Origin of the sequence: Bacillus sp. FCW2 (assembly GCF_021228595.1) — a bacterium.
Classification (GTDB): Bacteria; Bacillota; Bacilli; order Bacillales; family Bacillaceae; genus Bacillus; species Bacillus velezensis.
In genome coordinates, this window is the sequence record NZ_CP089436.1 from 3,285,013 (window position 1) to 3,311,133 (window position 26,121).

The following is a 26,121-nucleotide window of genomic DNA, read 5'->3' on the forward strand; positions in this document are numbered from 1 at the left end:
TCATCCTTTCGGCTGAAGAAAGGTAATTCGATTCATCTGGTTAATGGTTCAATGGATTTATATTCACAATTTTTTTGACAGATGATTGAAGACTGCTGAAAAAGGGTATTGTGATAGCAGGGGAACGATTGTCCGATTCTTCATTTTTTACTATAATCAGATGAGATGAAGAATTCCCGAGGAGGGTTTTTGTGATTACAAAAGCCGTTTTTGCATTATGTTTCCCTTTTATGCTGGTCGTCCTTTTTACGCGCGTCACGTTTAACCACTATGTGGCGATCGCTCTCACAGCCGCACTGCTTTTCGCATCCTATTTAAAGGGTTACACCGAAACGTATTTTATCGTTGGATTGGATGTCGTATCGCTGGTGGCCGGAGGGCTGTACATGGCCAAAAAAGAAGCAGACAAAAAGAAAGACAATGCCTGACATGGTGAATATGAAATAGAATGCCTGCTTTTACGCCATAAAAGCAGGTTTTTTATACAAAAATTGACTTGGTAAAAACAAACCATCGAACTTTAGTTCGTATTTTTAGTGATTTTGCCCGTCATTGTGTTACTATATCAATAGGAAGATTTCGTAAAGAAACGGAGGCTTTTTTGTGAAAGATCGTTTTGAGTTAGTCTCGAAATATCAGCCCCAGGGAGATCAGCCGCAAGCGATTGAGAAGCTTGTCAAAGGCATACAGGAAGGCAGAAAACACCAGACTCTCCTGGGTGCGACAGGGACGGGCAAAACCTTTACCGTGTCCAATCTGATTAAAGAAGTGAATAAACCGACACTGGTCATTGCCCATAACAAAACCCTTGCCGGACAGCTGTACAGCGAGTTTAAGGAGTTTTTCCCGAACAATGCTGTCGAATATTTTGTCAGCTATTACGATTACTATCAGCCGGAGGCGTACGTGCCTCAAACGGATACTTTTATAGAGAAAGACGCAAGCATTAATGATGAAATTGATAAACTGAGACACTCCGCGACATCCTCTCTGTTTGAACGGAGAGATGTCATTATTATTGCGAGTGTGTCATGCATATACGGTCTCGGTTCGCCTGAAGAATACCGGGAAATGGTTGTGTCGCTCAGACCGGAAATGGAGATTGAGCGGAACGAGCTGCTGAGAAAGCTTGTGGATATCCAGTATGCCCGCAATGATATCGACTTTCAGCGCGGGACGTTCCGCGTGCGCGGAGACGTTGTGGAAATCTTCCCGGCTTCCCGTGACGAACATTGTATCAGAGTGGAATTTTTCGGAGATGAAATTGAGCGGATCAGAGAGGTCGACGCTTTGACCGGAGAAATTCTCGGCGACCGTGACCATGTCGCGATTTTCCCGGCTTCCCACTTCGTCACCCGGGCGGAAAAGATGGAAAAAGCGATTCTGAATATTGAACAGGAGCTTGAGGAGCGCTTGAAAGTGATGCACGAAAACGGCAAGCTCCTTGAAGCGCAGCGGCTTGAGCAGCGGACGAGATATGATCTTGAAATGATGCGGGAAATGGGTTTTTGCTCAGGGATCGAGAACTATTCAAGACATTTGACGCTCCGACCGCCGGGCTCTACGCCGTATACGCTGCTTGATTATTTTCCGGATGATTTTATGATTGTCGTTGATGAATCACATGTGACGATTCCGCAGGTGCGCGGCATGTTCAACGGTGACCAGGCGAGAAAACAGGTGCTTGTCGATCACGGGTTCCGCCTGCCGTCAGCGCTTGACAACCGTCCGCTCCGATTCGAGGAATTTGAGAAACACATGCACAATATCGTGTACGTGTCGGCGACTCCGGGACCGTATGAAATTGAGCATACGCCGGAAATGATCGAGCAGATCATCAGACCGACGGGACTCCTCGATCCCCTCATTGACGTCCGGCCGATCGAAGGACAGATTGATGATCTGATCGGCGAGATACAGGCGAGGATTGAACGGAATGAACGCGTTCTCGTGACGACTTTAACGAAAAAAATGTCAGAGGATCTGACCGATTATCTCAAGGAAATCGGCATCAAGGTCAATTATCTGCATTCCGAGATTAAGACGCTTGAACGGATTGAAATCATCCGTGACCTCCGCCTCGGAAAACATGATGTGTTAATCGGCATCAACCTGCTGAGGGAAGGGCTTGATATTCCGGAAGTGTCACTTGTCGCCATTCTCGATGCGGATAAAGAAGGCTTTCTCCGTTCTGAGCGTTCGCTGATTCAGACGATCGGACGGGCGGCACGAAACGCGGAAGGCCGCGTCATCATGTATGCCGATAAAATCACGAATTCGATGGAAATCGCGATTAATGAAACGAAGCGCCGCCGGGAACAGCAGGAGCGCTTTAACGAAATTCACGGCATTACGCCGCAAACGATCAATAAGGAAATCCGCGATGTGATCCGCGCGACGCAGGCCGCTGAGGATAAAGAAGAATATAAAACAAAAGCCGCGCCTAAACTGGCGAAGATGACGAAGAAAGAACGCCAGAAAGTCGTTGAGCAAATGGAGCACGAAATGAAAGAAGCGGCCAGAGCGCTTGATTTCGAGCGGGCGGCAGAGCTTCGTGATTTACTGTTAGAGCTTAAAGCGGAAGGATGATGAACACATGGCAATTGACCGGATCGAGGTGAAAGGCGCAAGGGCGCACAATTTAAAAAACATTGATGTAACGATTCCGCGGGATCAGCTCGTCGTCGTGACGGGGCTGTCCGGATCGGGAAAATCATCCCTTGCCTTTGACACCATTTACGCGGAAGGACAGAGGCGGTATGTTGAATCGCTTTCTGCCTATGCGCGCCAATTTTTAGGGCAGATGGATAAGCCGGACGTTGATGCGATCGAAGGGCTTTCTCCGGCGATCAGCATTGACCAGAAAACGACGAGCCGCAATCCGCGGTCAACCGTCGGAACGGTAACGGAGATTTATGATTATCTCCGGCTGCTGTACGCGAGAGTCGGGAAGCCGCACTGCCCGGAGCACGGCATTGAAATTACGTCGCAAACGATTGAACAGATGGTTGACCGGATTCTTGAATATCCGGAGCGGACGAAGCTTCAAGTGCTTGCGCCGATCATCTCAGGCAGAAAAGGCGCCCATGTCAAAGCGCTTGACCAAATCAGAAAGCAAGGTTACGTAAGGGTGCGGATTGACGGAGAAATGGCCGAGCTTTCCGACGATATTGAACTTGAAAAAAACAAAAAGCATTCCATTGAAGTAGTCATTGACCGGATTGTCGTCAAGGAAGGGGTTGCCGCCCGGCTTTCCGACTCACTGGAAACCGCGCTCCGCTTAGGGGAAGGCCGTGTCATGATAGATATCATCGGTCAGGAGGAGCTGATGTTCAGCGAGCATCACGCCTGTCCGCTGTGCGGTTTTTCTATCGGAGAGCTTGAACCCCGGCTGTTTTCGTTTAACAGCCCGTTCGGCGCCTGCCCGACTTGTGACGGTCTCGGCTTGAAGCTGGAAGTGGACCCTGAGCTCGTCATTCCCAATCCTGAGCTGTCATTAAAAGAACACGCCATCGCGCCGTGGACGCCGATCAGTTCACAATATTATCCGCAGCTGCTTCAGGCGGTCTGCTGCCATTACGGCATTGATATGGAGACTCCGGTCAAAGACCTGCCGAAGCATCAGCTTGATAAAGTGCTGTACGGCAGCGGCGATGAACGGATCTACTTTAAATACGAGAATGATTTCGGACAAGTGCGCGAAAATGAAATTGAATTTGAAGGTGTGCTGCGCAATATCGAGAGACGGTATAAAGAGACAAGCTCCGATTATATCCGTGAACAGATGGAGCAGTACATGTCACAGAAGCCGTGCCCGACGTGCAAAGGCTACCGGCTGAAGAAAGAAGCGCTTGCCGTTTTGGTCAACGGGCGCCATATCGGCACCATTACCGAGCTTTCCGTCGGCGATGCGCTGGAATTTTTCAAAAACCTGACGCTGTCTGAGAAAGATATGCAGATTGCCGATTTAATTTTAAGAGAGATTGTGGAGCGGCTCAGCTTCTTAGATAAAGTCGGTCTTGATTACCTGACGCTGAGCCGGGCGGCGGGAACGCTGTCAGGCGGAGAAGCCCAGCGTATCAGGCTTGCGACGCAGATCGGCTCCCGTTTGTCAGGCGTCCTGTACATTCTTGATGAGCCGTCCATCGGCCTTCACCAGCGTGACAATGACCGTCTGATCAGCGCGCTGAAAAACATGAGGGATCTCGGCAACACACTGATTGTCGTGGAGCATGATGAAGATACGATGATGGCTGCCGATTATTTGATAGATATCGGTCCGGGTGCCGGCATTCACGGCGGCCGCGTCATATCGGCGGGGACGCCTGAAGAAGTGATGAATGATGCGGACTCTCTGACCGGACGTTATTTGTCAGGGGCTCAATTCATCCCGATGCCTCCGGAGAGAAGAAAGCCTGACGGCCGGTTCATTGAAATCAAAGGCGCTTCAGAAAACAACCTGAAAAAAGCGAACGCCAAATTCCCGCTCGGCACTTTTACGGCGGTGACAGGTGTGTCCGGTTCCGGAAAAAGCACGCTTGTGAATGAAATTCTGCATAAGGCGCTTGCGCAAAAGCTTCATAAAGCCAAAGCGAAACCGGGAAGCCATAAAGAAATCAAAGGCCTTGACCACCTTGATAAGGTGATCGACATCGACCAGGCGCCGATCGGCCGGACACCGAGATCAAACCCGGCAACTTACACGGGCGTGTTTGATGATATCCGCGATGTATTCGCGCAGACAAATGAAGCAAAGGTGCGCGGCTATAAAAAAGGCCGGTTCAGTTTTAATGTAAAAGGCGGGCGCTGTGAGGCCTGCCGCGGCGACGGCATCATTAAAATTGAGATGCACTTCCTTCCTGACGTGTACGTTCCGTGTGAAGTGTGCCACGGCAAACGTTACAACCGGGAGACGCTGGAGGTCACATACAAAGGAAAAAGCATTTCTGACGTTCTGGATATGACGGTGGAAGATGCTCTGTCTTTCTTTGAAAATATCCCGAAAATCAAACGCAAGCTTCAAACGCTTGCCGATGTCGGACTCGGGTATGTGACGCTCGGCCAGCCGGCGACGACGCTGTCAGGCGGAGAAGCGCAGCGCGTCAAGCTTGCTTCCGAACTGCATAAGCGTTCCACCGGCCGGACGCTGTATATTTTGGACGAACCGACGACAGGCCTCCACGTTGATGATATCGCAAGGCTTTTGGTTGTGCTTCAAAGACTCGTCGATAACGGAGATACCGTTTTGGTCATTGAACATAATCTCGATATCATTAAAACGGCGGACTACATCGTCGATCTGGGACCTGAAGGCGGAGCGGGCGGCGGCACGATTGTAGCCTCCGGGACGCCTGAAGAAGTTGTCGAAGTGAAAGAATCATATACAGGCCGCTATCTGAAACCGGTAATGGAACGAGATAGAAAACGGATGAAAACATTGCTGGCCGAAAAAGAAACGGCAGCCACGTAATAGATCAATAAAAACAGCCCAAAACTCATCGGTTTTGGGCTGTTGTTGTTACAGGCTTTTTTTCTGTTGGGGAAGCTGTCTGCTTAAATGCATTAAGTCCTGCAGAATATGGGTGCTGCTGCTGTCCAGCAGCACTTTTATATATTGGATATCATGGGAAATGGGAAGAGGGGCTGCTTTGATCTGTTCCAATTCAGCCAGCATTTCGCTGTTCATTCTTTTCTGTTCGCGAATTAAATTTCGAAGACTCTCTTCCGTTACTTGGGCGTTTTCGGGATCTTTCTCCATTTGTATGTCCTCCTTGCATACGGTCAGGCTTTGTTACATATTGTAATCGGTTCGGGGAAAAGATTCTATAGTGAAATCTCTGAAATCAAAAATTACGTATAACGAAGCATGTCCTTAGCATGAAAATGAAACCCGCCCATTCGTCATACGTATGTATAAGGAAGGGTTTTTACATTACGGCACAGGGAGTGTTTTTATTGAACCGAAATCAAGCGATTATCGCATCAATCTGTTATTTCAGCGTGTTTCTCGCGCCGCTCATTCTTCCGATTGTGGCTTACTTTGTCGTCGATGAAAAAGAGACGAAGCGGCATGCCATGCGCGCTCTGATTTCCCATATCATTCCGTTTGCGGGATTGCTGATTGTGACCGCGGGTGTTGTCGGCGGATTGATTACGGCTCAAGGGGAGAGTATGGTGCCCGTTTTTGTTATGATAACAGGAGCAGCTGTTTATTTTCTGATCCTCATCGGAATGGTCATTTGGAATATCGTGCAGGGAATTAAGGTGTTACGCCAGGTGTAAGAAAAGTCGGGGGAGGAGTTTTGTATGAAACAGGAGAAAGAACGGATTTTAAAGCTTGTGGAAGACGGCATGCTGACGGCGCAGGAAGCACTGACGCTCATTGAAAAACTGGATCATGAATATAAAGAAAAAGAAGAGCAGATCACCGCATTATCTGCGGAGGTCCAGGAACCTGCGGAAGGTTTCGAAAGCGGGGCAAAAGGAAGCCAAAAGCCGTCGCTCGGGGCGAAGCTGTTCGACTGGATTGATTCTGCCGTCAAAAAAGTGAAGGAAGCGGATCTTGACCTGAATTTCGGCCACGCACACGAAGTGCAGCATATTTTTCAATTTAAAGACAGTGAATTCTCGGCCATTGATATGCAGATCGCAAACGGCAGCGTCAATATCGTGCCGTGGGCGGATGAAGATATCAGAGCGGAGTGCCAGGCGAAAGTGTACCGGGCGGACAGTCAGGAGGCGGCGCGCACCGCATTTCTTCAGCACATTGAGTGTGAAGTGAAGGGCAATAAGTTTTTTGTCCGCACGGAAAAGAAAACGATGAAAACGAATGTCACGCTTTATGTTCCCCAGAAAGAGTACGATAAGATAAGAGTGAAGCTGTTTAACGGACCGATCAGAGGGGAACATTTACATGTAAAAGAATTCTCGGCGAAAACGACAAACGGCGTACTGTCATTCTCTCATTTGACGGCTGATAAAGCGTCGGCGGAAACGGCTAACGGACAAATCAAGCTGGCCGGACATCAATGCGGCGCGATTGAAGCGGAAACGATCAACGGCTTGATTGATTTGCGCGGATCGAGTGAATCCATTGACGTTCAAAGCTTTAACGGCAATATCATGCTTACCGTGACAGCGCCGCACTGCCGCTCCATCTACACGAAAACGACGACCGGAAACGTGGAGATCGCTCTGCCTGATGATTCGGCGGTGAAAGCGGAGCTGAAAAGCAATCTCGGCTCTCTCAGCCATGAGCTGATTGATGCGGAAATTTTAAAGGAAAAGAATGATACCATTCAAAAAGAACTGATGCTGGCATCAAATCAAGGCCATGATCAGCATCTCTCGATTTTCTCAGAATCGTTAACAGGAGCCATTAAGCTCAAGCATACTCAGAGGTGATTGGATGAAAAGACTTTACCGTTCAGAAAAAAACCGTAAAATCGCCGGTGTCGTCGGCGGTTTGGCGGAGTACATCAATATGGATGCGTCGCTTTTGCGCATTATCACCGTTGTATTAGCGCTTGTCACGAGCGGAATCGTGCCGATTGTATATATTATCTGGTGTTTTGTCGTACCTTTAGAAGGAGATTTGAAATAAATGATCAAATGGGCAGTCAGCATTTTAGTAAATGCGTTATTATTAATCGTTATCGCGGGATATTTTGATTCCGTCCATATCAGCAGTATCGGAGCGGCTGTCATCGCCAGTGTGATTCTTTCTGTGTTAAATGTGCTGATCAAACCGATCATCGTCATATTGACATTGCCCGTCACGGTTGTGACCCTCGGCCTCTTTCTGTTTGTCATCAACGCCATTACGTTAATGATGACCGCAGCCTTGATGGGAGACAGCTTTCAGATTGACGGGTTCGGCACCGCCATTTGGGCATCCGTCGTGCTGTCCGTTTTCCACTTGCTGATTCAAAAAGGCATATTGGAGCCGCTTAGAAAAGGGTAAAAAACGAGCTGTCCCGAGAGGGCAGCTTTTTTATGTGCGGTTTACATAAGCGGCGGCCTCCTGACGCAACATAATGCATAGGGAGGTAATGAGATGAAACTTGTGATGACGCTCTTTTTTCTGATTGGTTTGCTTTGTGTAAGTCCTTCTGCGGATGCGGCGCGCAAAGAATCGGCAATCCCCGTGAATCAGCAGGAATTCGGACAGCCGCCTCATTACATACCGCTTCTGGAGAATCCTCCCCAAATCGAAGTAAAGGCGGAAATGAAAAGAAACCTGTTCATACAGGCTCATGTACGGAATGCTGACTATCAAGCGTTTTCGGCGTTTCTTTTTTATAAACAAAGCAATGAGCTGGGGTTTAAAATGGTGCCGATGGAGCCCGCGCCAGGCGCAATCCGGCTGTTTACGGCCCAGGTTTCAAAACGGGATATCTGGAATGGAGAATTGGAATATTACCTCGTTTTCACCAACGGCAGACAGCGGGCGGAATCGGAGAAAAAGCGGCTGAAGCTGGACGGCTATCAAGCCGATTTGAATCATATTCCCGAGCTGATGATTACGGAGCTTGCGGTTGATACGAAAAATGAAGACGGCGCTGATGCCTATGAATTTATCGAGGTGTATAACACGACGGACAGGCCCATTCATTTTAAAGACTATCACATCCGCTACCGCTATCCGAAGGAAGGGCCGGAATCAGATATGATATGGAGGCCGAAAGAAGATACCGTCATTCCGTCAGGCGGGACTTACGTGTTTTGGCTGAGACGCGCCGCATCAGAACTGACGATAGATGATTTCAACCGCTATTACGGGACACGCCTGAAGGAGGGAAAACATCTCGCCGTCATCGAAGGGACGGACGGAATGTCCAACGGCCGCCCGCGTACGGTGGTGCTGTCGGCAAATACCGGAAAGGGTATCGCCTCAGCGCATTACCGGAAACACGCTTTCCGCCGGCTGACTTCTTTGCTGTACAAATATCCGCTGAACGGAACGGGAGAATTGCTGAGGATCTCCACGAGCGAGCATAAGCCGTCACCGGGCTCTGTTTTTCAGGCGCAGATCCCGCAGCAGAAAAGGGTGATAAAACCTGACAAGGAAAAACCGGTCATCGAAGACCTTACAGACAGAAAGCCCGTCCGGCCCGCTGAAAGCATTGAATTAAAGGCTGACATAAAAGACAAAAACCTTGTCAAAACAGCCGCGTTTTATTACCGGACCAATGAGAAAAAACCATTCAAACGAATTCTGGCCGAAAAAGACCGCAACGACAGCTTATACCATCACATTCTTTATTCCCCGGAACTGCTCGGCCAGGATCAGCTTGAGTATTATATCGCAGCCAGTGATGGAGAAAATGAAGCAAAAACGCCCGTCAAGATGATTGACATTGAACAGACGAGCAAATCACACGGACTCAGAATGAATGTTGAACCCGAAGATACGATATCCGGCACCTATCTGCTCAAAGCGACTTCCGACGTCAGCCCCGATAAGATCAAGCTGTGGATTGACGGCAAACGGCAGGAGACCCGGCCGGCCTTGGAAAAAGAAGTCTATTTCGCCTTCGATGCCCGGAAAACGAATCTTTATTTTCAAAACACCGTCATGATGGAAAACGAGGTGCTGCACATTTTTGACGATCCGTCTCACCGCTACAGAACGCACTCGGTTCTCCTTCCGGAACGTCTGCTGCAAAAAGGGGGCAAAACACAGAAAGTATCCATCCGTTCGGGCTCAAAGGTTTCTCCGTATGACACGGGAGAGAATCGGGATGATTTTGTCGTGAAACATGCCCGTCTGGTGCTTTCGGACGGAACGGTGATCAAAGACGGGAAGACGGATCCGGCTGAGCAGCTGTTTATCGGTGACGGCAGGCGGGCGAATCAGCAGAAGACCTTCTCATTCAGCCTGCCGGATCACTTGTTTACGTCACGGCTGCTGCCGTGGAATACGGCGAAGCTTTCTGAAGGCTATCACCACATTTTTGTTAGCGACGGTGAGGAGCAGCTGAGCCAGTCTGTGCGGGTGGACAATACGGGGCCGAAGATTGTCCCGAATATTAAAGAAGGCGCGGCGCTGAAAGGTAATGTTGAGCTGAATGCGGACATCCGTGACAAATGGAGCAAAGTGGAAGAGGTCAAAGCGTTTTTGGACGGAGAAAGCATTACGCTCCCGCATCACACGTCATCAGCCGATCTTAAGCCCGGAAAACATACCCTTACTATCATTGCGGCAGACCTTGCCGGAAATGAAACAACCTCCGTCCGCACCTTCCATATCAAACGGGAGGAGCCGAACCAGCCGGAGCTTGCTGATCAAAAAATCGGCGCCCACAAAGCAAAGCTGTCCGTCCGGGTAAAAGACCCGACGAAGGATGACATGAATGTATCATTTTACCGGGGCTTCCGTTATACCGCGCGGAATCCGGGCAGCGTGAAAGTGTATAAACACGCCTCATTAACGGAACCGCCGAGGGGCATAAAAGAAAATGAAATGCCGTTTACCCTGCCGGAAATGAACCGCATCTCGGCAAATGACGGAAAAACCGTTTCGGCGGAAAGTATGGAGCGTTTTCCTTATCACCGGTTCGAAGTCTCCGTTGACCCGTCTATCGACGAAACGGATCTGGCCGAGGCGGTCTGGAAAGGAAGCTCTCTGCCCGGCCGAAAGGTAACCATGTATATTTGGAATTACCGGACAAGCCGCTGGCAGGAGGCGGACAGCGTCCTTGCCAAAGATAAAAAGCCGTTTACATTAAAAGCCGCCGTTTCCGCAGCGGATGTGGTGAAGAACTCAAAAATGAATGTCATCGTGCAGGATCAAATACCTGCGAAAGGCAATTATACGTTTGTCTGGATGTCGGATACACAGTATTACGCACAAGGGCACCCGCACATTTTTGACAAAATGACGGAGTGGATCAAAGAAAATAAGGAAAAGCACAATATTAAATATGTCTTTCATACTGGTGATATCGTCGATGATTCAATGGTGATGAAACAGTGGAAAAACGCCGATCACTCCATGCGGACGCTTGATAAGGCGGGGATTCCGTACGGAGTGCTTGCCGGCAATCACGACGTCGGCCATAAAGACGGCACATACCGAACCTTCGGGGATTTCTTCGGGAGCCGCCGGTTTGAACAGAACATGCATTACGGCGGATCATACAAAAATAACCGCGGGCATTATGATCTGCTGTCGGCAAGCGGGAACGATTTTATTATGATTTATATGGGCTGGGGCATTACGGAACAAGAGATTGACTGGATCAATCAAGTGCTGAAGAGGTATCCGGACCGAACCGCCATCTTATGCTTTCATGAGTACTTGCTTGTGAGCGGAAATCGAAGTCCGATCGGGGAAACGATCTATCGAAAAGTCGTCAAGCCGAATCGCAATGTGGCGATGGTATTAAGCGGCCATTACCATAACGCCATGAAAAAAACCGATGCGCTTGACGATGACGGGGACGGAAAACCGGACCGCCTCGTCCACCAAATTCTGACCGACTACCAGGACGGTCCGGAAGGGGGACAGGGCTTTATGCGCATGATGCAATTCGATCAGGCCGCCAATCAGGTTCACATGTTCTCCTACTCGCCGTACACGGATGACATCAATTACTATGACACCGATCTGTTCGCTGATAAAGACGAATTCTCAGCAGAAATGGATTTACAGCCGAAGAGGAAAAGGGTGGCGACCGATTATTTTGAATGCAACGTCTATACGAACGAACTGCTCGGTCATAAAAAACACGTAAAAAGCGGAAAAACCGCAAATTGGGTCTGGGACGGCCTGCAGCCTGATTCCGTTTATTACTGGTACACCGTCGTTAAGGACCCGTACAACGGCAAAACAATATCACCGCTGTGGATGTTCAAAACGGGAAATACGCCGTATCGCCCGGCTCCGGATCAGTTTGATTTCAGGCATGCCTCAAACCCATAACGAAAAAAATACAGCCTGCTGATCGCTCAGAAGAAAATCTGACGGTCAGCAGGATTTTTTCTGTACGTAAATGGCGGCGCCCTGCTGTAATAAGTGCTTTTGACTTTTTTATGTCCCTTTTCTATACTAAAATCGATTGGTTTTCGTAATATGCAGGAGGAAACATAATGAACAGTAAAACCGGGACAAAAGAAAGAATTATTCAAACCTCTGCATATCTTTTTCAGATTCAGGGATACCATGCGACTGGTTTGAACCAAATTATAAAAGAGAGCGGAGCACCCAGAGGGTCTGTGTATCATCACTTTCCAAACGGAAAAGCAGAACTCGCCATTGCGGCGATCAAATATACGGGAAGATGCGTTGAAAAGCAAATACAGAATAGTATGTCTCAATTCGCGGACCCTATAGAAGCGATTCAGCACTTTATTCATGTAACGGCTGAACAGTTTAATGATCCGCAGAATATTGAGGGCGTGCCGGTTGGATTGCTGGCGGGTGAGACCGCTCTGATCAATGAAACGTTAAGATGCACATGTGTTGAGGTGTTCAAGAAGTGGACGGATGTGTTTGCGGCAAAATTTCTTGAGCATGGGTTTGAACAAGAGGAAGCGGAGAAGCTCGGGGTGACAATCAACTCGATGATTGAAGGCGCAATCATGTTTTCACTGGCTCATAAAAACAAAGAACCGCTGCTGCTGATTTCAAAACAGGTTCCGTATATTGTCCAAAACAGAGGGTAGCATTTTATGACTCTTTTCTTTATAAAAATAGCTACCAGAACCCCAGCCTCTTTGTTTTGACAGAGTCATAGAGAACATTCACCGGCTTGATTTGAAAATGGCAGATCAAAAAAACATCTCCAACCCGTAACGGTTGGAGATGTTTCATTTCACCCTGTCCATATAATGCACGAATGTGTAGCGGTCGCCTCTGTAGGCGGATTTGACGTGCTCAAAGGCAGTGCCGTCCTGCAGATAAGTGGTCCGCTTGATATAGAGGACGGGGGCGCCGGGCTGGATACCGAGCAGCTCAGCTTCTTCCTCGGAAGCGGCTCCCGGTTCAAGCTCTTGTTTTGCCCGTGAGATCGGCATCTGATTGTACGCTTCAATATGCTCATACATGGATGATTGAAAATGGGAGGCGTCCAGTTTTCCCGCCTTGTCAAACGGAATGTACGAGGCTTCAATCGCCATCGGGATATCATTTGCCAGCCGGACGCGGATGATTTTATGAAGCGTTGCCGGACAGCCGCATCCCAGGATAGAAGATAATTCTTCCGTCGCCTGAATCAGCTGGTATTCGGCAAGTCTGCTCCCCGGCTTCATGCCCCGGCTTCTCATATCTTCCGTAAAGCTTGTCAGCCCTTGAAGCGGCTGTTCCATCTTCAGTTTGCTGACGAACGTTCCCCGGCCTTTCTGCCTGTATAAAAATCCTTCATTCACCAGATTGGAAAGCGCTTGGCGCACCGTCATTCGGCTGATGCCGAATTGTTCGGCGTATTCCCGCTCCGACGGAAGCAGCGCATCCGCTTTCAGCTCGCCGTTTTTGATTTGTGTTTTTAATTGTTCCATAATCTGAAAGTAAATCGGAATCGGAGATTGTTTATCAATCTGCATAGGTCAAATCCTTTCAATCGCCGCCCGCAGCCTGTTCATCAATCAAGACCGTCACATCCGGATGCGCGTGCAGGGCGGAGGCGGGGAATGCTTCGCTGATGCGCCCGTCCAGAAGCTGCTTCACCGCGTGGGCCTTGCTTTTTCCGGATGCCATGATCAAAATCCGTTTGCCGGACAAAATCGTCCCGATCCCCATTGTCAGGGCTTTTACAGGGACTTGATCAATTGACGGAAAGTACCGCGCATTCGCCTGTCTTGTCTCTTCATTCAGCTCAACAACATGGGTTCGGGATTCAAATGGCGTCCCGGGTTCATTAAAGCCGATATGGCCGTTGTGTCCGATGCCTAAAAGCTGTATATCCGCTCCGCCGAGTGTTTGAATCAATCGGTCATAGCGTCCGCATTCGGCATCAAGATCGTCTGCCCGTCCGTCAGGGAGAAAGTGGCGGTCCTTTCGGCTGTCGATATGTGCAAAAAAATGTGTATTCATATAATAATGATAGCTGTTTTTGTCCTCGGGAGAAAGCCCGGCGTATTCATCAAGGTTGATCGTCGTGACATTTCGGAATGACAAGCCTTCTGAGCGGTGCATCCGCACAAGTTCTTTGTATACGCCTTCAGGAGTGCCTCCCGTCGCAAGGCCGAGAACGGCATCCGGCTTTTGTTTCACTGTTTCAGCGATAATCGCTGCGGCTTTTTCACTTAATTCTTCATAATGTCTGCATGTGATAACGTTCATGTCCAATCAGCCTCCCTTGAGATATATGCGGTGTTTCCGCGGCAAATCGTGGCCAGCACGCCGCACTGTCCGTCCGTCAGAACAACGTCGGCGTCTTTTCCTTCCGCGATGCTTCCTTTACGGTCGAATATGCCGAGGCGGCGGGCCGCATTTGCCGATGTCATATTTGCTATATCCGGCCATGAGCAGTTTGTAAACCTGCGCATGAGCGCTGCGCCTTCATTCATTTTTAAAATGGAACCGGCCAGCGTCCCGTCAGAGAGAAGCGCCGTGTCCCCGCGAACGGTGACTTTTTGTCCGCCGAACTCGTATTCTCCGTCCTTAAGCCCTTTTGCCCGCATGGAGTCTGTAATCATGATCAGGTTTTGGCTTCCTTTCGCCAAATAGGCAAGCTTAACGGCCAAAGGATGGGAATGAATGCCGTCGGTGATCAGCTCCGCCGTGATGCGGCCGCAGGCGAGAGCCGTGCCGATGCCCCCCGGCTCACGGTGATGAAAGGAGCTCATGGCGTTGAAGAGGTGCGTCATATGCACCGCCCCGGCATCCGCCGCTTTTTGTAAAAGCTCGGCTCCCGCGTCTGTGTGTCCCATTGACGGGATGATGTTTTGGTTTTTTAAATAACGGATCAGGCTGAAATCAGGATCTTCTTCCGGCGCAAGCGTCACGATTTTGATCAGCCCTCCCGAGAGCCGCTCCCATTTCTGAAAGAGCCCGGCATCAGCAGGAGTAATCCATTGTTTCGGCTGTGCTCCCGCCTTTTTCGGAGAGACAAACGGTCCTTCTAAATGAATGCCGATCAACTCAGCGCCTTTTTGGGCCTGCGGTGAGGAAGACGCCCATTTTTTGGCGTTGACGAGCGCTTTTTCAATGTTTTCGTGCTGCTGTGTGATCGTTGTCGCTAGAAAAGAGGTTGTTCCTTCTTCGGGCAGCCGGGCGGACATTGTATCAAGAGCTGCAACATCAGCATCCATCGTATCCGCGCCGTATCCGCCGTGAATATGGATATCAATCATTCCGGGAAGCGCATATGAACCCTCGGGCGCCTTCCATTCCTTCTCATACGTTTCTTGCGGTCTTGTTTTCCCCGCGTAAGAAATGATGCCGTTCTTTATACCGAGAAATCCGTTTCGGATGATTTCTTCTTCTGTTACGATGTCCGCACCGCTGATTAACAAGCTTTCAGCCACTTTAAAACACGCCTTTCTGGTTAGTTGTTAGTTTTATTTTACTCCTTTTCAGACTAGTTATCTAGACCAGTTATGCCGGAATTGTATAAATCTGTTTTGGTTCAGACGGTAAAGTGATAAAATATAACTGTTCAAAGCTCGGAACATCCCAGAACAGGAGGAACATATCTTGGCAAAGGTTCGGACCAAAGACGTAATGGAGCAGTTCCATTTAGAATTGATCAGCGGAGAAGAAGGGATTAACCGCCCGATTACGATGAGTGATTTATCACGGCCCGGTATTGAAATCGCCGGTTATTTTACATATTACCCGAGAGAACGGGTGCAGCTTTTAGGAAAAACGGAGCTGTCATTTTTCGATCAGCTTCCCGAGGAAGATAAGAAACAGCGGATGAAATCGCTGTGCACCGATGTGACGCCGGCTATCATACTTTCCAGAGATATGCCGATCCCGCCGGAGCTTGTAGAAGCTTCCGAGCAAAACGGTGTGCCTGTGCTCAGATCCCCTCTGAAAACAACCAGGCTGTCAAGCAGGCTGACGAATTTTCTTGAGAGCCGTCTCGCGCCGACAACGGCCATTCACGGCGTGCTTGTGGATATATACGGCGTCGGCGTGCTCATTACGGGAAAAAGCGGAGTCGGTAAAAGTGAAACGGCGCTGGAGCTTGTCAAACGAGGCCATCGTCTTGTCGCGGATGACTGCGTTGAAATCCGGCAGGAGGATCAGGATACCCTTGTCGGGAACGCGCCTGATCTGATTGAGCATCTGCTCGAAATCAGGGGGCTCGGCATTATAAATGTCATGACGCTGTTCGGAGCGGGCGCCGTCAGAAGCAATAAAAGAATTACAATCGTCATGGACCTTGAGCTTTGGGAGCAAGGGAAACAATACGACCGTCTCGGACTTGAAGAAGAAAAAATGAAAATCATTGATACGGAAATTACAAAACTGACCATTCCCGTTCGCCCGGGGCGGAATCTCGCCGTTATTATCGAAGTTGCGGCGATGAACTTCAGATTGAAGCGGATGGGCTTGAATGCTGCCGAGCAATTCACGAATAAGCTGGCGGATGTCATTGAGGACGGCGAACAAGACGAATAGGAGTTGGCAATGATATGAATGAAGCAGGAACACCAATCAATCCGATTGCCTTTCAGCTCGGGCCTTTATCCGTGCACTGGTACGGAATCATTATCGGCGCGGGCGCGTTATTAGGGCTTTGGATGGCCATGAGGGAGAGTGAAAAGCGGGGGCTGAATAAGGACATTTTTATTGATCTTGTTCTTTTCGCCATCCCGATCGCAATCATTTGCGCAAGGGCATATTATGTGCTTTTCGAGTGGAGCTATTACTCGGAACACCCCGGGGTAATCATTAAAACTTGGAGAGGCGGCATTGCGATTCACGGCGGATTAATCGGCGCGATCGCAACGGGAATTGTCTTTTCAAAAGTAAGAGGCATCTCATTCTGGAAGCTGGCGGATATTGCCGCGCCGAGTATTCTGCTTGGCCAGGCCATCGGGCGCTGGGGGAACTTTATCAACCAGGAGGCTCACGGTGAAGCGGTCAGCCGGTCATTTTTGGAAAGTCTGCATCTTCCGGATTTCATCATTAATCAGATGTACATAGACGGACAATATTATCACCCGACGTTTTTGTATGAATCGCTGTGGAGTTTTGCGGGCGTCGTGATTCTGCTTCTGCTCCGCCGCGTGAACCTGCGCAGGGGCAATCTGTTTTTGACGTATGTGATCTGGTATTCAATCGGCAGATACTTTATTGAGGGAATGCGGACGGACAGCCTGATGCTTACGAGCCAGCTTCGGATCGCGCAGGTCATTTCCATTGTGCTGATTGTACTTGCGATTATTTTAATGATTTTCAGACGCATGAAGGGGTATGCCGATAAGCGGTATGCCGACACGGACTGACGCCTGAAATCGGAAAGGACATAAGATGACTGATAAACGTGTAACCGCCATTTTATTCGATCTCGACGGCACGCTGATTGACACGAATGAACTGATTATCGCTTCTTACCTTCATACGCTTGATCATTATTGCCCGGGGCAGTTCAAAAGGGAAGATGTGCTTCCGTTTATCGGCCCGCCTCTGTATGAAACGTTTTCAGGCATTAATGCTGAAAAGTGCGATGAGATGATCAGCATGTACAGAGCATTCAACCATGAAAAGCACGATGAGCTCGTCACGGAGTACGAAACGGTTTATGAAACGCTTGATGAATTGAAAAAAGCGGGCTATCAGCTCGGGATTGTCACCACAAAGCTGAGGGATACAGTGAATATGGGATTGAAGCTGACAGGCATCGGGGCGTTTTTCGATACTGTCGTCACGCTTGATGATGTTAAGCATCCGAAGCCTGACCCCGAGCCTGTGCGGCTTGCTCTCAGCCGGCTGGGGTGCGATCCGTCGGAAGCCCTAATGGTCGGTGACAATTATCACGATGTCATGGCGGGAAAAAACGCCGGCACGAAAACAGCTGGCGTCGCGTGGACGATTAAAGGCGCACAGACGCTTTCCGCCTATGAACCCGATTATATGCTCGAGAAAATGAGTGATTTATTGCACATCACCGGAGTGAAGTAATCCGTGAGAAAAACAGACCGCCATCCGGTTGCAGGTGCAAATTCATTGTGGCATGTTTATCAGACGGTTCCCTTTCTGAAGGTGATGAAAAATTTCATCATCATTCAGATCGCAAGGTATACGCCGTTTTTAAGCGTGAAAAACTGGCTGTACCGAACCTTTTTGAAAATGAATGTCGGAAAACAGACGTCATTCGCGCTGATGGTGATGCCGGATATCATGTTTCCCGAAAAAATCACTGTCGGAAAAAACAGCATCATCGGCTACAATACGACGATTTTGGCTCATGAATACTTAATACATGAGTACCGGACCGGTTTTGTCACAATCGGTGACGAGGTGATGATCGGGGCAAACACAACCATTCTGCCCGGCGTCACCATCGGGAGCGGAGCCGTTGTATCAGCCGGCACCCTGGTGCACAAAGATGTCCCGGCCGGGGCGTTTGTCGGAGGAAATCCGATGCAGGTGATCTATACGGACGAAGAAATGAAAAAACGAATGGAAAACCCCGCTGATTAACGTCAGCGGGGTTTTTTTATGACTTGATCACAATGGCCTGGCTGCCCATCTGCTTCCAGGCTTTTTCAAAGTCAGACCGGTCTGTTTTTCTGTTTTTATAGCCGTAAGGATCATTAACGTATACATAATCGTGATCATAACCGGTGACGGCTACGCTATGCATGCTGAACGTAATGTCGATCTTTCCGTTCGGCGTATTCCAAGTCTGCATATTATCAACCGGCTTAAAGGATGTGGTGGTAATCACCCAGACCGGCCGTCCCTTTTCAAGCTGGCGGTACACTGAAGAAATGTCTTTTCCCGTCAGGTCATATACTTTGTTTCCCGCATATTCTTTGGCAAGTTTATCAATCGGCTCATGATAAACGCCTAAACCCGGGCCGTTTTCCATGTCTCCTGCAAATCCTTCACTCGGATCTCCCTTCAGCCCGCTGCTGTATGTGAGCGGAACTTTATTGATTTTATCCGCCAATGTATTTTTTGACACATGATATCCGGCATTGTTCAAAATCATGGCAAGGCTTGTCACCTCACAGCCATTGTACAGTCTGGGAGAATCCATCTGTCTGTACAGAACGACATTCAGCGGTGACGCGCTCCCTTTTAACGGTGTTTTCTCATCAGGCTCGTCGGACTGCTGATTAAAAAAATTCAAATGAATATCGTTTGTATAGATGTTATACCCGAGATAGACAAGGATGGCTGTCAGAATCAGCACACATAATGTTCCAAGCGTCTTCATTATTACTCTCCCTTGTTCTGATGAAGCTATTCTATGTATTATAGCACTTCTGCTCAATATGATTCGATCGTTCCGGTATGTTTACATGTTTGTTCATTCTTTAGCCATGTTTATGGAAAAGAATAGGCGGACATTGGGCGTTGCAATTCATTCTTTTATCTGCTAACATATTATCATATTAGCGAACTAAAGGATTCGGAATTTTTCTTCAGATAAAGCGGAGGTGTAAAAGGCAAATGTTTATGTTTGAGAAACCGCATGGCATGAGAGATACGCTGCCCGGTTTATACGAAGCCAAGAAAAAAGTCCGTTCCACACTGACGGATTTAATTGATAAATGGGGTTATCAGTTTATGGAGACGCCGACCCTTGAATTTTATGAAACAGTAGGCGTCCAGTCAGCTATTGAAGAACAGCAGCTGTTTAAGCTTCTCGACCAGGACGGAAAAACGCTTGTGCTTCGGCCTGACATGACCGGACCGATTGCCAGGGTGGCGGCGTCTAAGCTGCATAAACACAATCATCCGCTCAGGGCGGGGTACGCGGCAAGCGTCTATCGCGCTCAGGAGCGGGAAGGCGGACGCCCGGCCGAATTTGAACAGGTCGGCGCGGAGCTGATCGGCGACGGATCAACAAGCGCGGACGCCGAGGTGATTGCGCTGGCGGCCGGCGCTTTGAAAAACGCGGGATTGCACCGGTTTAAAATCGCGATCGGCCATGCTGGACTCGCTGATGAGCTGTTTGTCGAGGTTTTGGGCAATGCCGAGCGGGCGGATGTTCTGCGGCGCTTTCTCTTTGAAAAGAATTACGTGGGATACAGGGAACATGTCAAATCGCTTCCGCTTTCTTCAATAGACAAAAGCCGGCTGCTCGCACTTCTGGAATTGCGGGGCGGGAAAGAGATCTGCGCGAAGGCGGAGGAGATCATCGGCATCTCCGGACAAAGCTTAATTCAGGAGCTGGAAGACCTGTGGGACATTCTTGAGGATTACGGGTGTGCCGAGCATATTCGCCTTGATCTGAATATGGTAAGCCATATGAGTTATTACACGGGAATTTTATTCGAAGTGTACGCGGCAAATGTCGGTTTCGTCATCGGAAGCGGCGGACGCTATAACAATCTCCTCGGCCATTTCGGCAGTCCCGCTCCCGCCACGGGCTTCGGGCTCCGTATCGACAGGCTGATTGAAGCGCTCGGCATTCAGGAAGAAACAAGTGAAGCGGACGCCGTGATTTTCAGCAAGGAGCAGCGGGCCCAGGCCATTTTATTCGCGGAGGAAGAAAGGGAGAGAGGCAGAAAAGTCGTCCTGCAGGATCTGGCGGGCATTGAAAATATCGATCATATGACAAAATCATTCGCAAACGTCACATACTTTATCGGTGCCAGAAAGGAAGAGCGGAATGGGTAAGGTACTCACAATGGCAATGCCAAAAGGACGGATATTCGAAGAAGCGGCCGGGTTGCTGAGGCAGGCCGGATACAGGCTGCCCGAGGAGTTTGAAGAATCGAGAAAGCTGATCATTGACGTTCCTGAAGAAAATCTCCGCTTTATTCTGGCAAAGCCGATGGATGTTACGACTTATGTCGAGCATGGCGTCGCTGATGCCGGTATTGCCGGAAAGGATGTCATGCTTGAGGAAGAGCGTGACGTGTATGAGGTGCTCGATCTGAAAATCAGCAAATGCCATCTCGCCGTTGCGGGGCTTCCCGGAGCGGATTGGAACGGAGTCGCCCCGAGGATTGCGACGAAATATCCGAATGTTGCGTCAAGTTATTTCAGAGAGCAGGGCGAGCAGGTGGAAATCATTAAGCTGAACGGTTCGATTGAATTGGCGCCTTTAATCGGGCTTGCTGACAGAATCGTAGATATCGTATCAACCGGGCGGACATTAAAGGAAAACGGTCTCGTTGAATCAGAACATATTTGTGACATCACATCGCGTTTTATCGTCAATCCGGTCAGCTACCGCATGAAGGATGATGTAATCGACGAAATGGCGGCCAGGCTGGCCAGGGTTGTGGAAGGAGAAACGGCAAAATGAAAATAACCGCAGTAAAAAGAAGCGAGCGGTTCTCACTGAAGCGTTCCATCGACAGCGGAACCGAAGAGCAGCGGAAAACCGTCAGGGGGATTATTGAAGACATCAGACAAAACGGTGACAAAGCCGTTTTGGCCTATACAAAAACATTTGACGGCATCAGCCTGAACCAAATGGCCGTGAGTGCAGAGGAAGTCACCGAGGCATACCGTCTGCTTGATGATCAGCTGCTGGAAGTGATCAGACAGGCGATTGCCAATATGAAAGAATATCACGAACGCCAGCTGCAATCTTCTTGGTTTTACCATCGCAATGACGGCACGATGCTCGGGCAGAAAATAACGGCGCTCGATTCCGCGGGCGTATACGTGCCGGGCGGGACGGCCGCTTATCCGTCTTCCGTTTTAATGAATGTCATCCCCGCTCTCGCTGCGGGAGTGGAACGGATCGTTCTCGTCAGTCCTCCGGGAAAAGACGGCCGCCTTTCGCCGGGCGTTCTGGCGGCGGCGTCTGAGCTCGGCATAAAGGAAATTTACAAAGCGGGAGGCGCTCAGGCGATTGCCGCGCTCGCTTACGGAACCGAAACGATACAGCCTGTTGATAAAATCACGGGTCCCGGCAATATATTTGTAGCGCTCGCGAAGCGCGAAGTCTTCGGCGTTGTGGATATTGACATGATTGCCGGGCCCAGTGAAATCGTGGTCCTGGCAGACGATACGGCGGTGCCCAAAGAAGTCGCTGCTGACCTGCTTTCACAGGCCGAACACGATACGCTCAGCTCAAGCGTGCTTGTCACCGACTCACGGAAGCTTGCCGAAGCCGTATCAGATGAGGTGAATAAACAGCTTCAGACACTGCCGCGTAAAGAAATCGCCGAAGCGTCGATCAAGGATCACGGCCGCATTTATATTACGGAATCGATGGAAGATGCGGTGGACACGGTGAATGCGCTGGCGCCCGAGCATTTAGAAATTATGACGCATTCGCCGGAGGCTTTGCTTGGAAGCATCAGACACGCGGGAGCGATTTTCTTAGGACGATACAGCGCTGAACCGGTCGGCGATTATTTTGCCGGACCGAATCACGTTTTGCCGACAAACGGAACGGCGCGGTTTTCAAGCCCGTTGAATGTAACAGATTTTCAAAAGAAATCGAGCATCATCTCTTACAGCCGGAAGGCATTTGAAACGCACGCAGACAGCATTTCCGCCTTCGCGAGACTGGAAGGGCTTGAAGCGCACGCAAGATCGATTGAAGCGAGAAACGGAGGAATGACCGATGAGAAAAGCGGAACGCGCCAGAACAACAAATGAGACCGATATTAAGCTGGCTTTCGAAATAGACGGAGAAGGAAAAGCCGACATCAGCACGGATGTGCCGTTTATGACTCATATGCTTGATTTGTTCACAAAGCACGGGCAATTCGATTTAACTGTTGACGCAAAAGGCGATACGGAGATAGATGATCACCATACGACTGAAGATATCGGCATCTGTTTAGGGCAGGCTTTTTTGGAGGCGCTCGGTGATAAAAAACGGATCAAACGGTACGGATCAGCGCTTGTGCCGATGGACGAAGCGCTCGCCCAAGTCGCCGTAGACCTGAGCAACCGGCCGCACCTTGAGATGCGCGCTGCATTTCCGCAAGCGAAAGTCGGAACGTTTGATACCGAGCTGGTACATGAATTCCTATGGAAACTGGCGCTGGAAGCGAGAATGAATCTGCACGTCATCGTTCATTACGGCACGAATACCCATCATATGATAGAAGCTGTGTTTAAGGCGCTTGGCAGAGCGCTTGATGAAGCGTCATCCATTGATCCGCGCGTCAAGGGTGTGCCGTCTACGAAAGGAATGCTGTAAATGATCGGTGTAATTGATTACGGTATGGGCAATTTATTCAGCGTGTCGAAGGCGCTGGAACGCGTCGGCGTCCCGTATGTCGTATCAGACCGGCCGGAAGAGCTTGAAAAAGCGGATGCTTTTATTCTTCCCGGTGTCGGATCATTTAGTGACGCCATGGACAATTTACGCAGCACGAAGCTTGATCAATTCATACACCGTATGGTTGACGAGGGTAAGCTGCTCCTCGGCATCTGCCTCGGCATGCAGCTCATTTTCGAAGAAAGCACCGAAAACGGCTCTGCAAAAGGACTTGGTTTATTAGCCGGAAAAGCTGTGAGACTCAAAGACAGAGATGCCGAAGGAAACAAGCTGAAGGTGCCGCATATGGGCTGGAACCGGCTGACGTTTCACCAAACGTCTCCTTTGCTTTCGGAAGCGGAAGAAGGCTTCGTTTACTTTGTCCATTCCTATTATATAGACGGGATGGAAGACGGCGATCTTCTGGCAAGCGCTGAGTACGGCGTTCGTGTTCCGGCGGTCGTCGGGAAACGCAATGTCTTCGGTGCCCAGTTTCACCCGGAAAAAAGCGGTACGGCCGGAATGGCGATCTTAACGCAATTTACAAAAATGGCAGCGGAACAGAAGGTGAAGAAATGAACGCTTTTACATTATATCCGGCAATCGATATGAGAAACGGCAAATGCGTCCGCCTCATCCAAGGCGATTACGGCAAGGAAACGATATACGGTGACTCTCCTTTAGATATGGCGGCGCAATTTGCACAAGAAGGTGCCGAATGGATTCATCTCGTGGATCTTGACGGCGCGAAAGCAGGCAGGAAAGTAAACGACAGGCATGTTCTTGACATTGCGCGGCAGCTTGATGTCAAAGTCGAGATCGGCGGCGGGATCCGTTCTGAAGCGGATGTGTACGGTTATTTATCACAAGGCGTTGATCGCGTCATTCTCGGCAGCTCGGCCGTATCCGATCCGGCATTTGTGAAGAGCATGCTGAAACAATACGGCGGCAAAATCGCGATCGGCCTTGATGCAAGGAACGGATATGTCTCGACGGAAGGCTGGCTGGAAACATCCTCGGTAAGAGCGGCCGATCTGGGCCATGAATTGGCGAAGGAAGGAGCGGAAACCTTCATTTTCACGGATATTGCAACTGACGGCATGCTGTCAGGACCGAACATCGAAAGCACCGTTCAGCTCGCAAAAGCAACGGGAAAAACCGTCATCGCTTCAGGCGGAGTCAGCTCAGTCGCCGACCTCAAAGCACTGGCCCGCTTCAAAGACGCGGGCGTATCGGGAGCGATTATCGGAAAAGCGCTGTATACAAAACAATTTACATTGGCTGAAGCGCTCAGCGGGGTGAAGGACGCATGATCACGAAACGAATCATTCCGTGTCTCGATGTGAAAGAAGGACGCGTCGTCAAGGGCATTCAATTTCTCGGGCTGAAAGATGCGGGCGATCCTGTCGAGCTGGCCGAAGCCTACGACAGGGAGGGCGCTGACGAACTTGTTTTTCTCGACATTTCCGCCTCTCACGAAGGCCGCAAGACGATGACAGACGTCGTAGAACAAGTTGCGGCAAAACTGGCGATTCCGTTTACGGTCGGCGGCGGAATCAATCAATTAAGCGATATGAAACGAATGCTTCGCGCCGGCGCTGACAAGGTATCCGTTAATACAGCGGCCGTTCTCCGTCCCGAGCTGATTACGGAAGGAGCTGAGTTTTTCGGCTCGCAATGCATCGTAGCGGCGATTGATGCAAAGTATGACGAAGATTCGGATTGCTATAAAGTGTACACGCACGGCGGCAGACAGAAAACCGACTGGGAAGTCACGGCCTGGGCAAAAGAAGCCGTCAGCCGGGGAGCGGGTGAAATCCTGCTGACAAGCATGGACGCAGACGGTGAGAAAACAGGCTTTAATCATACGCTCACACAGCTTGTCACACGTGCCGTCCCGGTGCCCGTCATTGCGTCAGGGGGAGCCGGCAGCGCGCGCCATATGCTTGAAGCCTTCACGATCGGTGAAGCGGACGCCGCGCTTGCAGCTTCCATTTTCCATTACAAAGAGACATCTATAAAAGAAGTGAAAGATTATATGAAGAAACACGGGGTGAATGTGAGATGAAACGGGCAGATGAACTGCGGTTTGACGAGGCCGGACTGATTCCCGCCATCGTACAGGATGCGGCAAGCAAAGAAGTGCTGACACTGGCTTATATGAATCGTGAATCCTACGAAAAAACGATAGAAACGAAAGAAACCTGGTTTTACAGCCGTTCACGGCAGGAGCTGTGGCATAAAGGAGCGACATCAGGGAATACCCAAAAGGTGAAAGCCATCCGTTATGACTGCGATCAAGATGCCCTCGTCGTGCTTGCGGAGCCCTCAGGACCCGCCTGCCATAAAGGAAGTTACAGCTGCTTTTCTCCGGAAAAAGCGGACGCGCAGGATCGTTTCGGCATCTTAAACGAACTGGAAAGCGTAATCGCCAAACGGCAGGCGGAGATGCCTGACGGAGCCTACACAACGTACCTGTTTCGGGAAGGCGTCGATAAAATCCTCAAAAAAGTCGGCGAGGAAGCCGCAGAGGTTATTATCGCCGCCAAAAACCGCGACCATGAAGAATTAAAATGGGAAGCGGCGGATTTGCTGTATCATTTGCTCGTTCTTCTGCGTGAGCAGTCGCTTCCTTTGGACGACGTGCTTGACGTCCTTGCGAAACGCCATTCAGCATCTGAGTAAAACAAACCTCACGGAGAGATCCGTGAGGTTTTTAATCTATCAAACTTAAACATTCAATTAAATATTCCTTATTTCCGCAACCGGAGGCAGATGAATTTGATAATATTGACTAATAGAGTTTATTTTGGTT

General features: G+C 49.6%; 26 protein-coding genes. 21 read left to right on the forward strand and 5 right to left on the reverse strand.

The window, feature by feature from the left end; translation table 11 throughout:
* Positions 1-191: 191 nt before the first annotated feature.
* The 3 genes from K3G25_RS16350 (at position 192) to uvrA (ending at position 5,470) form a co-directional block, all read left to right on the forward strand.
* On the forward strand, positions 192-428 hold the full coding sequence (locus K3G25_RS16350) for a CsbA family protein (RefSeq protein ID WP_003151438.1): 237 nt from the start codon (positions 192-194) through the stop codon (positions 426-428).
* A gap of 175 nt (positions 429-603) precedes the next feature.
* Positions 604-2,589, forward strand: coding sequence for an excinuclease ABC subunit UvrB (uvrB, locus tag K3G25_RS16355; RefSeq protein WP_003151439.1), 1,986 nt, complete (start codon positions 604-606; stop codon positions 2,587-2,589).
* Between the two features lie 7 nt (positions 2,590-2,596).
* On the forward strand, positions 2,597-5,470 hold the full coding sequence (gene uvrA / locus K3G25_RS16360; protein WP_029973514.1) for an excinuclease ABC subunit UvrA: 2,874 nt from the start codon (positions 2,597-2,599) through the stop codon (positions 5,468-5,470).
* Between the two features lie 48 nt (positions 5,471-5,518).
* Here the strand turns inward: uvrA and K3G25_RS16365 are convergent, their stop codons facing one another.
* Positions 5,519-5,758 (reverse strand): hypothetical protein, encoded by a 240-nt coding sequence (locus tag K3G25_RS16365; RefSeq protein WP_003151443.1) that lies wholly within the window; start codon positions 5,756-5,758, stop codon positions 5,519-5,521.
* A gap of 197 nt (positions 5,759-5,955) precedes the next feature.
* On the opposite strand from K3G25_RS16365, the gene K3G25_RS16370 reads away from it, so the two are divergent.
* The 6 genes from K3G25_RS16370 to K3G25_RS16395 all read left to right on the forward strand — a co-directional run bounded on the left by K3G25_RS16370 (position 5,956) and on the right by K3G25_RS16395 (position 12,669).
* Positions 5,956-6,282: a hypothetical protein gene (locus K3G25_RS16370; protein ID WP_003151444.1), complete on the forward strand. Its 327-nt coding sequence runs from the start codon at positions 5,956-5,958 to the stop codon at positions 6,280-6,282.
* A gap of 24 nt (positions 6,283-6,306) precedes the next feature.
* A complete protein-coding gene (locus K3G25_RS16375) occupies positions 6,307-7,404 on the forward strand; it encodes a DUF4097 family beta strand repeat-containing protein (RefSeq protein ID WP_029973515.1) in 1,098 nt (365 codons plus the stop codon).
* A 4-nt stretch (positions 7,405-7,408) separates the two neighbouring features.
* Positions 7,409-7,603, forward strand: a complete 195-nt coding sequence (locus tag K3G25_RS16380) for a PspC domain-containing protein (RefSeq protein WP_003151448.1) — start codon at positions 7,409-7,411, stop codon at positions 7,601-7,603.
* Positions 7,604-7,963 carry a phage holin family protein gene (locus K3G25_RS16385; protein ID WP_014418984.1) on the forward strand — a complete coding sequence of 120 codons (360 nt, stop codon included), beginning with the start codon at positions 7,604-7,606 and terminating at the stop codon, positions 7,961-7,963. It begins immediately after the preceding gene.
* A 93-nt stretch (positions 7,964-8,056) separates the two neighbouring features.
* A complete protein-coding gene (locus K3G25_RS16390) occupies positions 8,057-11,926 on the forward strand; it encodes a metallophosphoesterase (RefSeq protein ID WP_232489410.1) in 3,870 nt (1,289 codons plus the stop codon).
* Positions 11,927-12,093: 167 nt separating this feature from the next.
* Positions 12,094-12,669, forward strand: a complete 576-nt coding sequence (locus K3G25_RS16395) for a TetR/AcrR family transcriptional regulator (protein ID WP_007614041.1) — start codon at positions 12,094-12,096, stop codon at positions 12,667-12,669.
* Positions 12,670-12,813: 144 nt separating this feature from the next.
* Here K3G25_RS16395 and K3G25_RS16400 read toward each other — a convergent pair whose 3' ends face one another.
* The 3 genes from K3G25_RS16400 to nagA are packed head-to-tail and all read right to left on the reverse strand — an operon-like array spanning position 12,814 to position 15,471.
* Entirely contained in the window at positions 12,814-13,545 is a 732-nt protein-coding gene (locus tag K3G25_RS16400; protein ID WP_016937804.1) for a GntR family transcriptional regulator, read from the reverse strand.
* A gap of 13 nt (positions 13,546-13,558) precedes the next feature.
* Positions 13,559-14,284 carry a glucosamine-6-phosphate deaminase gene (gene nagB, locus K3G25_RS16405; protein ID WP_232489411.1) on the reverse strand — a complete coding sequence of 242 codons (726 nt, stop codon included), beginning with the start codon at positions 14,282-14,284 and terminating at the stop codon, positions 13,559-13,561.
* Positions 14,281-15,471 (reverse strand): N-acetylglucosamine-6-phosphate deacetylase, encoded by a 1,191-nt coding sequence (gene nagA / locus K3G25_RS16410; RefSeq protein WP_017418834.1) that lies wholly within the window; start codon positions 15,469-15,471, stop codon positions 14,281-14,283. Before nagA ends, nagB begins: the two co-directional genes overlap by 4 nt.
* Positions 15,472-15,640: 169 nt before the next feature.
* Here nagA and hprK point away from each other — a divergent pair, with 169 nt between their 5' ends.
* The 4 genes from hprK to K3G25_RS16430 are packed head-to-tail and all read left to right on the forward strand — an operon-like array spanning position 15,641 to position 18,601.
* Entirely contained in the window at positions 15,641-16,573 is a 933-nt protein-coding gene (gene hprK / locus K3G25_RS16415; protein WP_003151456.1) for an HPr(Ser) kinase/phosphatase, read from the forward strand.
* Between the two features lie 14 nt (positions 16,574-16,587).
* Positions 16,588-17,403, forward strand: coding sequence for a prolipoprotein diacylglyceryl transferase (gene lgt, locus K3G25_RS16420; RefSeq protein WP_128496900.1), 816 nt, complete (start codon positions 16,588-16,590; stop codon positions 17,401-17,403).
* A gap of 25 nt (positions 17,404-17,428) precedes the next feature.
* Complete coding sequence (gene ppaX, locus K3G25_RS16425; RefSeq protein WP_014418978.1) at positions 17,429-18,079, forward strand: pyrophosphatase PpaX; 651 nt, start codon at positions 17,429-17,431, stop codon at positions 18,077-18,079.
* A gap of 3 nt (positions 18,080-18,082) precedes the next feature.
* A complete protein-coding gene (locus K3G25_RS16430) occupies positions 18,083-18,601 on the forward strand; it encodes an acyltransferase (RefSeq protein ID WP_072177048.1) in 519 nt (172 codons plus the stop codon).
* A gap of 16 nt (positions 18,602-18,617) precedes the next feature.
* Here the strand turns inward: K3G25_RS16430 and K3G25_RS16435 are convergent, their stop codons facing one another.
* Positions 18,618-19,343 (reverse strand): C39 family peptidase, encoded by a 726-nt coding sequence (locus K3G25_RS16435; protein ID WP_021495261.1) that lies wholly within the window; start codon positions 19,341-19,343, stop codon positions 18,618-18,620.
* 236 nt (positions 19,344-19,579) lie between these two features.
* On the opposite strand from K3G25_RS16435, the gene K3G25_RS16440 reads away from it, so the two are divergent.
* From K3G25_RS16440 to hisIE, 8 genes are read left to right on the forward strand one after another with little or no spacing between them, the layout of a single operon-like run.
* A complete protein-coding gene (locus K3G25_RS16440) occupies positions 19,580-20,752 on the forward strand; it encodes an ATP phosphoribosyltransferase regulatory subunit (RefSeq protein ID WP_182072032.1) in 1,173 nt (390 codons plus the stop codon).
* Positions 20,745-21,386 (forward strand): ATP phosphoribosyltransferase, encoded by a 642-nt coding sequence (gene hisG / locus K3G25_RS16445; protein WP_015387648.1) that lies wholly within the window; start codon positions 20,745-20,747, stop codon positions 21,384-21,386. The genes K3G25_RS16440 and hisG overlap by 8 nt, the downstream gene beginning before the upstream one ends.
* Complete coding sequence (hisD, locus tag K3G25_RS16450) at positions 21,383-22,696, forward strand: histidinol dehydrogenase (RefSeq protein WP_232489412.1); 1,314 nt, start codon at positions 21,383-21,385, stop codon at positions 22,694-22,696. The genes hisG and hisD overlap by 4 nt, the downstream gene beginning before the upstream one ends.
* Positions 22,662-23,246, forward strand: a complete 585-nt coding sequence (gene hisB, locus K3G25_RS16455) for an imidazoleglycerol-phosphate dehydratase HisB (RefSeq protein WP_022553848.1) — start codon at positions 22,662-22,664, stop codon at positions 23,244-23,246. Before hisD ends, hisB begins: the two co-directional genes overlap by 35 nt.
* On the forward strand, positions 23,247-23,885 hold the full coding sequence (hisH, locus tag K3G25_RS16460; RefSeq protein ID WP_029973526.1) for an imidazole glycerol phosphate synthase subunit HisH: 639 nt from the start codon (positions 23,247-23,249) through the stop codon (positions 23,883-23,885). It abuts the gene before it with no gap.
* Entirely contained in the window at positions 23,882-24,619 is a 738-nt protein-coding gene (gene hisA, locus K3G25_RS16465) for a 1-(5-phosphoribosyl)-5-[(5-phosphoribosylamino)methylideneamino]imidazole-4-carboxamide isomerase (protein ID WP_014418972.1), read from the forward strand. The genes hisH and hisA overlap by 4 nt, the downstream gene beginning before the upstream one ends.
* The gene (gene hisF / locus K3G25_RS16470; protein ID WP_029973528.1) at positions 24,616-25,374 is read left to right on the forward strand and encodes an imidazole glycerol phosphate synthase subunit HisF; all 759 of its coding nucleotides are present in this window, start codon (positions 24,616-24,618) and stop codon (positions 25,372-25,374) included. Before hisA ends, hisF begins: the two co-directional genes overlap by 4 nt.
* Entirely contained in the window at positions 25,371-25,991 is a 621-nt protein-coding gene (gene hisIE, locus K3G25_RS16475) for a bifunctional phosphoribosyl-AMP cyclohydrolase/phosphoribosyl-ATP diphosphatase HisIE (protein ID WP_021495256.1), read from the forward strand. Before hisF ends, hisIE begins: the two co-directional genes overlap by 4 nt.
* Positions 25,992-26,121 lie beyond the last annotated feature (130 nt).